Below are 6,195 nucleotides of genomic sequence, written 5' to 3' on the forward strand. Positions count from 1 at the left end.
TGATCGGGGTGAGCGGCCGCGTGGCCCGCGCCGTGATGACGACCGGGGAAGGCGTCCGTACGGTCAGGGCGGCGGCCGGGGCCGTGATGACCGGGGCGGTTACCGCGGCCGACGCGAGGGCGGAGGCCCGGGCTACCGGCGTGAGGAGCGTCCGCGTGACCGCGGTCAGGACCGTGACCGTGAACCCATCAGGCGGCTGCCCATTCCGGAGGACGTCACCGGGCAGGAGCTGGACAAGGACGTGCGGCAGGAGTTGATGAGCCTGCCCAAGACGCTCGCCGAGGACGTCGCCAGGAATCTGGTGATGGTGGCGAAGTTGCTGGACGAGGACGCCGAGCAGGCCTATGGCTACGCCAAGATCGCACTACGGCTGGCTTCCCGTGTGGCCGCGGTGCGAGAGGCTGCGGGCTTCGCCGCATACGGCGTGGGGAAGTACGCCGAGGCGCTGGCCGAGTTCCGGGCTGCCCGCCGGATGACCGGCTCCTCCCACCTGTGGCCTGTGATGGCCGACTGCGAGCGCGGCCTTGGCCGGCCGGAGAAGGCACTCGCCATGGCCGGCGAGCCGGAAGTGCGGAAACTCGACAAGGCCGGGCAGGTGGAGATGCGGTTGGTCGCTGCGGGAGCGCGACGCGACATGGGGCAGGCCGAGGCGGCCGTGGTCACGCTCCAGAGTCCCGAGCTGGCGGCGAGTTCCGTGCAGCCGTGGACGGCGCGGCTGCGTTACGCGTACGCTGACGCGCTGCTGTCCGTGGACCGGGAGGAGGAGGCCCGCGAGTGGTTCGCCAGGGCGCTGGAGGCGGACCAGGGCGGGATGACCGACGCGTCGGACCGGCTGGCTCAGCTGGACGGCGTGGAGTTCCTGGACGCCCTCGACCCGGAAGCGGATCCGGAAGATGTCCCGAGGCCGGAGCCGGAGAAGGGGGACGCGGAGGAAGAGCGCTGAGCGACGCCTGAGGTGCGAGAGCACGGGACGAGGTGAGGGCGGGACCCGTTTCGGACGGACCCCGCCCCGCCGTATGGTCAGGCGGGCTCTCCCGGCCGGCCGTCGAGGGCGCGCAGTACCAGGCCGGTGGCCGGTTTGGGGCCGAAGGAGGTGGACTTGCGCGGCATGGTCACACCCTTGCGGGCCAGTCCGCGCACGGTTTCCTCCGTGACCGCGCGCATCAGGACCGCCGAGCCGCCCAGGCGCTCGGCCTGCTCCACGGCCGCCGCCGCATCGTGGAGGTAGCCGACCTCGGAGGGGCCGTCCGGGACGCGCCAGAGGGCGCTCAGCAGGGCGGAGTGCAGGACGGTGGCGTCAAGCCGCCGCCATTCCCCGGGAAGGCCGCCGGGGACGGCGCGTGCGAGCAGACCCGGGTCGGGGCCGTGGAGCAGCCGGAAGACGCCGTCGCCGGTGAGGAGGAAGGCGTTGCCGGGGGTGGTCTCCAGGCTGCGCAGGGCGCGGGGGAGCGGACCGTCGACGGTCCGTACGCTGAAGGCGCCCTCCATCCGGGCCAGGGCGTCGGTCACTGACAGGTGGGGCAGTACGCGGTGGATGGCCCGCACCCGCAGCGGGTAGCGGGCGGTGTCCACCAACAGGACCAGGCCGTGGTCCCAGAAGTCGGCCCGGCCGGCGGACGACCCGGTCTGCTCGGAGCGCAGCCGCAGGTAGGTGGCCCAGCGGTGGTGGCCGTCGGCGATGAGCGCCTGGTGGCGGGAGAGGTCGCGCCCGGCCTCGGCGATCTCCTCCGTGTCGGTGACCGCCCACAGCCGGTGCGAGAAGCCGTCCTCGGTGGTGGTGGAGAGCAGCGGAGGCCTACCCGCGGTGCGCTCGATGACGGCGGTGGCCCCAGTCGCGGTGCCATCGCCGCGGTACGACAGCAGCAGCGGTTCGAGATTGGCGGCGGTCTCGCGCATCAGGGCGGCGCGGTCCTCGACGACCTCCGGCATCACGTCCTCGTGGGGCAGTACGACGCCCTCGTCCGGCGGGGTCAGCCGCAGCGAGCCGATCAGGCCGCGCTGGAGCACGTCGCCCCGGCGCTGCTCGTAGACGTACAGGGCGGGCTCCGGGTCCCGTACGAGGACGCCGTCGGCCTCCCAGCGGCGCAGGGTCCGGGCGGCCTGCCGATGCCGGGCGGCGGGGTCGGCGGCCTCCGGGAGGATCAGCCGGACGATGTTGTGGGGGTCGGCGGTCTGCAGGTGGTGCAGGCCGTCGGGTCTGACCACGACATCGTACGGGGGTGAGGTCACGGCGGCCAGGCTGCCGACCCGGTCGGGGGCGTAGCGCAGGCCGCGGAAGGGAGCGAGGAGAAGGCCGCCCGAGGGGTGTTCGGGGCCCTGGGATCGCAGCATTGGTGCATGTTATGCCGGTGTGCGGGGTGAGGGATGATCGGGGGAGGAAGAGCGCCGGCCCGAGGAGCGAGACGACGATGACCAGACCCCACCGCCCGATACGGACCCGGCCGGAGGGCTGCGGAGCCCCGCCGAGCCGGGTGTACGACACCGCACTGCTCGATCTGGACGGTGTGGTCTACGCGGGCGGCGAGGCGGTCGTCCACGCGGTCGAGTCGCTCGCGGCGGCCCGGGAGGCCGGGATGCGGCTGGCGTACGTGACGAACAACGCCGCGCGCACCCCCGAGACCGTCGCCGGGCACCTGACGCGGTTGGGAGTGCCCGCCGAGCCGGGGGAGGTGGTCACCTCGGCGCAGGCGGTGGCGCGGGTGATCGCCGAGGAGCTGCCGGCCGGCTCGAGGGTGCTGTGCGTGGGGGCGGAGGGCCTGCGGGTGGCGCTGCGCGAACGCGGTCTGGAGCCGGTGGAGTCGGCGGACGACGCCCCGGTGGCGGTCGTACAGGGGTACGGCGGGCCGGAGATGCCCTGGGGGCGGCTGGCGGAGGCGGCGGTCGCGGTGGGACGCGGAGTGCCGTGGTTCGCCTCCAACAGGGACCTGACGATCCCCAGCGGTAGGGGTATCGCGCCGGGCAACGGCGCGGCCGTGGAGGTGGTGCGGATCGCGACGCGCTGGATGCGCCCGGCTCCGGAGCCGAGGACGGCGGGCAAACCGCTGCCGCCGATGCACCGCGAGACGATTCTGCGCACGGGCGCGGAGCGGCCGCTGGTGGTCGGCGACCGGCTGGACACCGACATCGAGGGCGCGTACGCGGGTGGCGTGGACTCGTTGCTGGTGCTCACCGGGGTGACGGACGCGGCGCAGCTGCTGGCCGCTCCTCCCGAGCACCGGCCGACGTATGTGGCCGCGGACCTCAGGGCCCTGCACCGGGCGCAGCCGGAGGTGGAGGAGTCGCGCGGTGGGGAGCGGGGCGGATTCCTGTGCGGCGGCTGGGCGGCCTCCGCGGAGGGCGGCGTGCTGCGGCTGGAGGGACGGGGGGAGGACCCGGTGGACGGGCTGCGGGCACTGTGCGCCGCCGCGTGGACGGAGGCCGGGGAGGGCGTGTGCGGGGCCGGCACGGACGAGGCGCTCGCGACCCTGGGGATGTGACACCGGCCTCCGTGCTCAGGTCTGCGTGACCGCTCTCACGCGGGAGTGGGAGACGGCGGTCATACGGCCGTCGTCTCCGCTGGAGCCCCCGCCCACATCACCCGTGTCTCCGAGCTTCTACTCTCCGGCTCGCCCGGCTTCCCCGGCCCTCGTCAGGGAGGGAAGCGATCAGAGCAGCGACCGCAGTCGCAGCAGGTCCCGCAGGCCCGCTTCCAGTCTGACGCGGCCCCGGGCCCAGGCACGGGTGAAGTTCAGCCGGCCGTCCACCAGCGAGACCAGGTCGTCGCCGGTCATGGCCAGTCTGATCTGGGCGCGCACGGGCGGCGGGCCGTGGACGGTGGCCATGTCCTCGATGCGGCCGTGGATGAGCCGGCCGGTGAAGGTGGTGTCCAGGTCCGTGAGATGACAGCTGACCGAGCGTTCCAGGGCGGCGGCGCCGCGCACGTCGTCGTCCGCGTCCGCGAGGTTCCTCGCCAGCCGCTCCAGCGCGGTCCGGCACTGCTGTGTGGTCGCCATCGCCTCACGACGGTACCCCACAGGGAGTGCCCGCCGACGGGGCGGACGCCGTGCGAGGTAGCGTCGTGACCATGGACGAGCCGATGTCCGGCAGCGCGCCGGAGACGGAACCAGCAGCACGGGGCCCGGTGGGCGAGGGGACGGAGCCGGGGGAGGAGGCCCCGGCCGGGGGCGGCGGGCCGCGGCCCCCGGGGCTGCACGTGGTACCCACCGGGGACGCCGGGGTCGACGCCCGGCTGCGCCGCCTGGCGGACGCCGACCACCTCGCCGTTCCCGGCCATCTGGAGGTGTACGAGGATGTGCACCGCGGACTGCGTGACACGTTGACCGCGCTCGACCAGCGACCCGGGCCGCCCGCACCGGGCGCGCCGCACAACCCCGGGAGCTGAACCGCACGTGGCAGCGTCACGAAACCAGCGTGGCCGGCGCAACCGGCTCGACGCGGAACTGGTGCGCCGCGGCCTGGCCCGCTCGCGCGAGCACGCCGGCCGGCTCATCGCCGCCGGCCGGGTCGCCGTCGGCGGCGCTCCCGCGACCAAACCCGCGACCCAGGTGGAGACCGGCGCCGCCGTCGTCGTCGCCGAGGACGCGGCCGATCCCGACTACGTCTCGCGCGGTGGCCACAAACTGGCCGGCGCGCTGGAGGCGTTCACCCCCCGCGGGCTGACCGTGGCCGGGCGGCGGGCGCTGGACGCCGGGGCGTCCACCGGCGGCTTCACCGACGTGCTGCTGCGCGCCGGCGCCGCGCGCGTGGTGGCCGTGGACGTCGGCTACGGGCAGCTTGCCTGGTCGCTGCAGAGCGACGAGCGGGTGCTGGTGCGCGACCGCACCAACGTCCGCGAGCTGACCGTGGAGCAGATCGGCGGTGAGCCGGTGAACCTCGTCGTCGGTGATCTGTCCTTCATCCCGCTCGGCCTGGTGCTGCCCGCCCTCGCGCGCTGCGCGGCGCCCGGGGCCGATCTGGTGCTGATGGTCAAACCGCAGTTCGAGGTGGGCCGGGAGCGGCTGGGCAGCGGGGGCGTGGTGCGCAGCCCGGCCCTGCGCGCCGAGGCGGTCCGCACCGTCGCGGGCCGGGCCGCGGGGCTGGGCTTCGGCGTGCTCGGAGTGACCGCCAGCCCTCTGCCGGGGCCCTCCGGTAACGTCGAGTACTTCCTGTGGCTGCGTGCCGGGGCACCCGAACTGGACCCGGCCGATGTCGACCGAGCCGTGGCGGAGGGCCCCCAGTGACCACGCGGAGCACGAAGCAGAGCACGACCGAGCGGGCCGCGGAGGGCGCGGAGGGCACCGCTCGGACGGTGTTCCTGATCGCCCACACCGGCCGTCCGGCCGCCGTCCGCAGTGCCGAACTGGTCGTCCAGGGACTGCTGCGCAGCGGCATCGGCGCGCGCGTCCTGGCCCAGGAGGCGGCCGACCTGGAGCTGCCGCCGTCCGTGCAGATAGTGGCGGACGGCGAGATCTGCGAGAAGGCCGTGGGGGGCTGCGAGCTGATCGTCGTCCTGGGCGGGGACGGGACGCTGCTGCGCGGCGCCGAGTTCGCCCGCGCCTCGGGGGTGCCGATGCTGGGGGTCAACCTCGGCCGGGTCGGCTTCCTCGCCGAGGCCGAGCGCGACGATCTGGACAAGGTGGTGCGGCGGGTGGTCGCACGCTCCTACGAGGTCGAGGAGCGGATGACCATCGATGTGCTCGTCCGCAGCGACGGGGACGTCGTCCACCGCGACTGGGCGCTGAACGAGGCCTCGGTGGAGAAGGCCGCCCGTGAGCGGATGCTGGAGGTCGTCGCGGAGGTCGACGGCCGGCCGGTCTCCCGCTTCGGCTGCGACGGGGTGGTGTGCGCCACGCCCACCGGTTCGACGGCGTACGCCTTCTCCGCGGGCGGGCCGGTGGTCTGGCCGGAGGTCGAAGCGCTGCTGCTGGTGCCCATCAGCGCTCATGCGCTGTTCGCCAAGCCCCTGGTGACCACGCCCGACTCGGTGCTGGCAGTCGAGGTGCAGCCGCAGACCCACGGGGGTGTCCTGTGGTGCGACGGGAGGCGCACCGCCGAGCTGCCAGCCGGGGCCCGGGTGGAGGTACGGCGCGGTGCGGTGCCGGTCCGGCTGGCGCGGCTGCACCATGCCTCCTTCACCGACCGCCTGGTGGCGAAGTTCGCCCTCCCGGTGGCCGGGTGGCGCGGAGCGCCGCACTGACCGCGGCCGCGCCCGCCGTG

Annotated in this window: 6 protein-coding genes and 1 pseudogene; 5 read left to right on the forward strand and 2 right to left on the reverse strand. The window is 74.6% G+C overall.

Features of this window, described 5'->3' with window-relative positions; genetic code table 11:
• Positions 1-943, forward strand: a pseudogene (locus LJ221_RS13445) (tetratricopeptide repeat protein); the annotation flags it as partial.
• 77 nt (positions 944-1,020) lie between these two features.
• Here the strand turns inward: LJ221_RS13445 and LJ221_RS13450 are convergent.
• Positions 1,021-2,331, reverse strand: coding sequence for a DUF1015 family protein (locus LJ221_RS13450; protein ID WP_241716688.1), 1,311 nt, complete (start codon positions 2,329-2,331; stop codon positions 1,021-1,023).
• Positions 2,332-2,408: 77 nt separating this feature from the next.
• On the opposite strand from LJ221_RS13450, the gene LJ221_RS13455 reads away from it, so the two are divergent.
• Positions 2,409-3,476, forward strand: a complete 1,068-nt coding sequence (locus LJ221_RS13455) for an HAD hydrolase-like protein (protein WP_241716690.1) — start codon at positions 2,409-2,411, stop codon at positions 3,474-3,476.
• A 168-nt stretch (positions 3,477-3,644) separates the two neighbouring features.
• Here LJ221_RS13455 and LJ221_RS13460 read toward each other — a convergent pair whose 3' ends face one another.
• A complete protein-coding gene (locus LJ221_RS13460) occupies positions 3,645-3,992 on the reverse strand; it encodes an SCP2 sterol-binding domain-containing protein (protein ID WP_241716692.1) in 348 nt (115 codons plus the stop codon).
• Positions 3,993-4,063: 71 nt separating this feature from the next.
• On the opposite strand from LJ221_RS13460, the gene LJ221_RS13465 reads away from it, so the two are divergent.
• The 3 genes from LJ221_RS13465 (at position 4,064) to LJ221_RS13475 (ending at position 6,175) form a co-directional block, all read left to right on the forward strand.
• Positions 4,064-4,381, forward strand: a complete 318-nt coding sequence (locus LJ221_RS13465) for a hypothetical protein (RefSeq protein ID WP_241716694.1) — start codon at positions 4,064-4,066, stop codon at positions 4,379-4,381.
• A 7-nt stretch (positions 4,382-4,388) separates the two neighbouring features.
• Positions 4,389-5,219: a TlyA family RNA methyltransferase gene (locus LJ221_RS13470; protein WP_241716696.1), complete on the forward strand. Its 831-nt coding sequence runs from the start codon at positions 4,389-4,391 to the stop codon at positions 5,217-5,219.
• 68 nt (positions 5,220-5,287) lie between these two features.
• Positions 5,288-6,175 (forward strand): NAD kinase, encoded by an 888-nt coding sequence (locus tag LJ221_RS13475; protein WP_241716723.1) that lies wholly within the window; start codon positions 5,288-5,290, stop codon positions 6,173-6,175.
• Positions 6,176-6,195: the final 20 nt, after the last annotated feature.

It is taken from the genome of Streptomyces sp. CNQ085 (genome assembly GCF_022614595.1).
In the GTDB taxonomy this organism is placed as follows: domain Bacteria; phylum Actinomycetota; class Actinomycetes; order Streptomycetales; family Streptomycetaceae; genus Streptomyces.